Origin of the sequence: Mycobacterium sp. (genome assembly GCF_052145595.1) — a bacterium.
Taxonomy (GTDB): Bacteria; Actinomycetota; Actinomycetes; order Mycobacteriales; family Mycobacteriaceae; genus Mycobacterium.
The window spans coordinates 1-3,199 of sequence record NZ_JBKQOI010000054.1 but is presented as its reverse complement, the minus strand read 5'-3'; the positions used below and the strand labels follow the sequence as shown (position 1 = coordinate 3,199).

3 protein-coding genes and 1 pseudogene are annotated in these 3,199 nt (G+C 65.3%); 2 read left to right on the top strand and 2 right to left on the bottom strand.

The window, feature by feature from the left end; all coding sequences use genetic code 11:
- Both ACLP4W_RS03475 and ACLP4W_RS03470 read right to left on the bottom strand, forming a co-directional pair.
- Positions 1 to 215 (bottom strand): annotated as a pseudogene (locus ACLP4W_RS03475) (hypothetical protein); the annotation flags it as partial.
- A gap of 102 nt (positions 216 to 317) precedes the next feature.
- The gene (locus tag ACLP4W_RS03470; protein WP_442384156.1) at positions 318 to 773 is read right to left on the bottom strand and encodes a hypothetical protein; all 456 of its coding nucleotides are present in this window, start codon (positions 771 to 773) and stop codon (positions 318 to 320) included.
- 62 nt (positions 774 to 835) lie between these two features.
- Here ACLP4W_RS03470 and ACLP4W_RS03465 point away from each other — a divergent pair, with 62 nt between their 5' ends.
- On the top strand, positions 836 to 2,140 hold the full coding sequence (locus ACLP4W_RS03465) for an adenosylmethionine--8-amino-7-oxononanoate transaminase (protein ID WP_442384154.1): 1,305 nt from the start codon (positions 836 to 838) through the stop codon (positions 2,138 to 2,140).
- A 116-nt stretch (positions 2,141 to 2,256) separates the two neighbouring features.
- Positions 2,257 to 2,727: a YbjN domain-containing protein gene (locus tag ACLP4W_RS03460; protein ID WP_442384152.1), complete on the top strand. Its 471-nt coding sequence runs from the start codon at positions 2,257 to 2,259 to the stop codon at positions 2,725 to 2,727.
- Positions 2,728 to 3,199: the final 472 nt, after the last annotated feature.

The window sequence follows — 3,199 nt, the reverse complement described above, 5'->3', positions numbered from 1 at the left end:
TGGACTTGCATGTCCCGGAACGCCTTGGCGTCCATGTAGCTCGAATGTGGGTCGAGCGCGGCGAGCATGCCGTTGATTGCGGCCTCGATCAGCTTCGACTCGTCCGGCTTCTCGACATAGTCGTTGCGAATCTTATCGAAAACGTCGCCGAAAAGGTTGAGCTCCCGATAAGTGTCGGCCGCCGCCGCATAGGCGGCCGGGCTGACGAAGAGCAACGCTTGCGGCGCAGCGGCGGTGGCCGCTGCCCCAGTTGTGATTTCGGTCTCAGAACCGCATCAGTTGTTCGCGCCGCTTGCCGAACGAGCGCGGCCGCGCCGTCAGAGCCAGTAACGTTCGCTGAAGGTGGTCAGCATGAAGCCGGCGACAGAGCTGAACATGATGATGGCGAGGGCTAACACCGGCCAGAAGGACATGTACCAACCCTTCAAGAGGGAAACGAAGGGGCCGATTCCGGCCGCGGCGATCGCCGCACCGATACCTCCCCACACCACTGGGCGGATGTACAGATCGATCCCGTAGGGGACGGGCCCACAAGTTTCCCCCTCGCACACATTCGCGAGGAAGCCAAAGAGCCGGGTCGGCCATGTCGTCGCCGTGGCCAGAAACACCAGCAGTATCAGCAGCGCGACGGTGCAGACGACGTCCCAGGCCGCGATGCGCAGGCGAAGTACCCGCGGTGCCTCGTGCCGGGAGCGGTCGGCGTCGTCGGGCGTCGGCGGGGAGGCGGTGCGGTCACCCGGCTTGGGGCCGTCGGGCTGATGGGGCGAAGACATGCCGTTAGATGCTTCCCGATGGCTGCGATTTGCGCGAACCGGCTGCTCTACCCTCGATCTTTATGTCAGCGGCGAGGGCCGGGTTGACGCCCGAGCAAATCAGCGCGATCGACGCCGCGCACCTGTGGCACCCCTACAGCACCATCGGCAGGGAATCGGTGGTGCCCCTGGTGGCGGTGGCCGCCCACGGTGCCCGGCTGACGCTGATTCGTGACGGCAAACCGGTCGAGGCGCTTGACGCGATGAGCTCCTGGTGGACCGCGATCCACGGGCACAGCCACCCGGTCCTGGACGCGGCGCTGACCACGCAGCTGAGCACGATGAACCATGTCATGTTCGGTGGGCTGACCCACGAGCCCGCCGCCCGGCTGGCGCAGTTGTTGGTGGAGATCACCCCGGCGGGTCTGGAGACGGTTTTCTTCAGCGACTCGGGGTCGGTGTCGGTGGAAATCGCGGTGAAGATGGCGTTGCAGTACTGGCGCAGCCGTGGCCGGCCCGGCAAGCGCCGGCTGATGACCTGGCGGGGCGGTTACCACGGCGACACGTTCACCCCGATGAGCATCTGTGACCCCGATGGCGGCATGCACTCGCTGTGGACCGACATCTTGGCCCGGCAGATATTCGCCCCGCAGGTGCCACGGGCCTACGACGCCGGCTACGGCGCCGCGTTCGAGGCGCAACTGGCGCGGCACGCCGACGAACTGGCGGCCGTGGTCGTTGAGCCCGTCGTGCAGGGGGCGGGCGGGATGCGCTTTCACGACCCCGCATATCTGCGTGACCTGCGCGACATCTGCCGGCGGCACGAGGTGTTGCTGATTTTCGACGAGATCGCGACCGGCTTTGGCCGCACCGGCGCGCTTTTTGCCGCCGACCACGCCGGGGTGAGCCCGGACATCATGTGCGTCGGCAAGGCGCTGACCGGCGGATACCTGAGCATGGCCGCAACCTTGTGCACTGCTGACATCGCGCACACGATCAGCTCGGGTGAGGCCGGTGCGCTGATGCACGGGCCCACGTTCATGGCCAATCCGCTGGCCTGTGCGGTGTCGGTGGCCAGCGTCGAGGTGCTGCTCGGCCAGGACTGGCGGTCACGGGTCGCGGAGATAGCCGACGGGCTGGCGGCCGGGCTTGATCCGGCCCGGGCGCTTCCCGGCGTGACCGATGTCCGGGTGTGCGGCGCCATCGGCGTCATTGAATGCGACCGGCCGGTCGACCTGGCCGTCGCCACCCCGGCGGCGCTGGACCACGGCGTTTGGTTGCGCCCTTTCCGGAACCTGGTCTACGCGATGCCGCCGTACATCTGCCCGCCCGCCGAGATCGCCCAGATCAGCTCCGCGATGGTCGAAATCGCACGACTCGTGGGCTGAAACCGCGGGTCCTGCCGTTCCGGGCCCGTTCGCTCAGCGGATTCTCAGCAGATTCCTTAGCGCCGGCTAACCCAGCTCAAAGGATCCGCAAAGTCGCGGGCCACAGAATCGACCTCATGACGAGTGAATCGCTCTGCGCGAACCTGATCGAACGCTACATGTCCACCTGCGGGCTGCGGTTCTTCCGGGGCCAGCGCGATGGCGAATACTTCTTCGTCGTCAACGCCAATCCCCGGCGGCTGCACGTGCACCTCGAGATCTCCCCCTCGTTCGGCGACGTATTAATCATTCGGGTCACCCCCGCGTGCAACTTCCCCGTCGCCGACCGCCCCTGGCTAACGCACTTCGCCGACGCGTGGAACCAGCAGAACCGCGGAATCACCGCGATCGTGCACGGTTCATCTGATCCACAGCGCATCGGGGTTGTGGCCCGCAGATCCCGGTGGATCCGGGAAGGCATCTCTTTCGAGGATTTCACTTCCTTCGCTGACCACACCATTGCGGCCGCAATGGATCTCTTCGCTGAGTTGATCCCGGTTGTCGAGGCGCCCTCGACGGCGCAGCCGTTGCTGCGAGACGCCGGCTGAGATTCTGGCGCGCAGCGCCGAGCGCGACGCCTCCGCTTACTCCCTCCCGGCATTGTCAAGCGGTTAGTGCGGCATCTTGTTGGGCGGCTTGTTCGAGCATGGCGGCTAGGCGTTGGGCGGGGTGTCGAATCGCCGCGGACGCGTTCGAGGTTGACCAGGCGTGACCCGCGGCGGTGGCGCTGTATGCATACAAGTCTTTCGGCCGTCATATCTTCAAGTGAAACCCGGAGCATACGGATGCTTCGCTGGCCTTCAGAAACTAAAAGCTTAGCGATTAGGTATAAAACGCTTAACTAAGTATGTATTGTTGGTGATCAAGTGCATCACTGGTATGGCCGCACTTAAGCGCCGCCGCTGTAGCCGCGGCCCGCCTCCGCGTCGGCTTATTGGGAGGCGACATGGGGCCTTAAGCAGCCGGCGCTTAGCACGCTGCGCTATTCACGTGGATCCCGCTCCAAAGCTGAGCAGCCAG

Coding starts and splice junctions, on each gene's coding strand:
- ACLP4W_RS03470 (WP_442384156.1), bottom strand. CDS start 773: ATGTCTTCGCCCCATCAGCCCGACGGCCCCAAGCCGGGTGACCGCACC.
- ACLP4W_RS03465 (WP_442384154.1), top strand. CDS start 836: ATGTCAGCGGCGAGGGCCGGGTTGACGCCCGAGCAAATCAGCGCGATC.
- ACLP4W_RS03460 (WP_442384152.1), top strand. CDS start 2,257: ATGACGAGTGAATCGCTCTGCGCGAACCTGATCGAACGCTACATGTCC.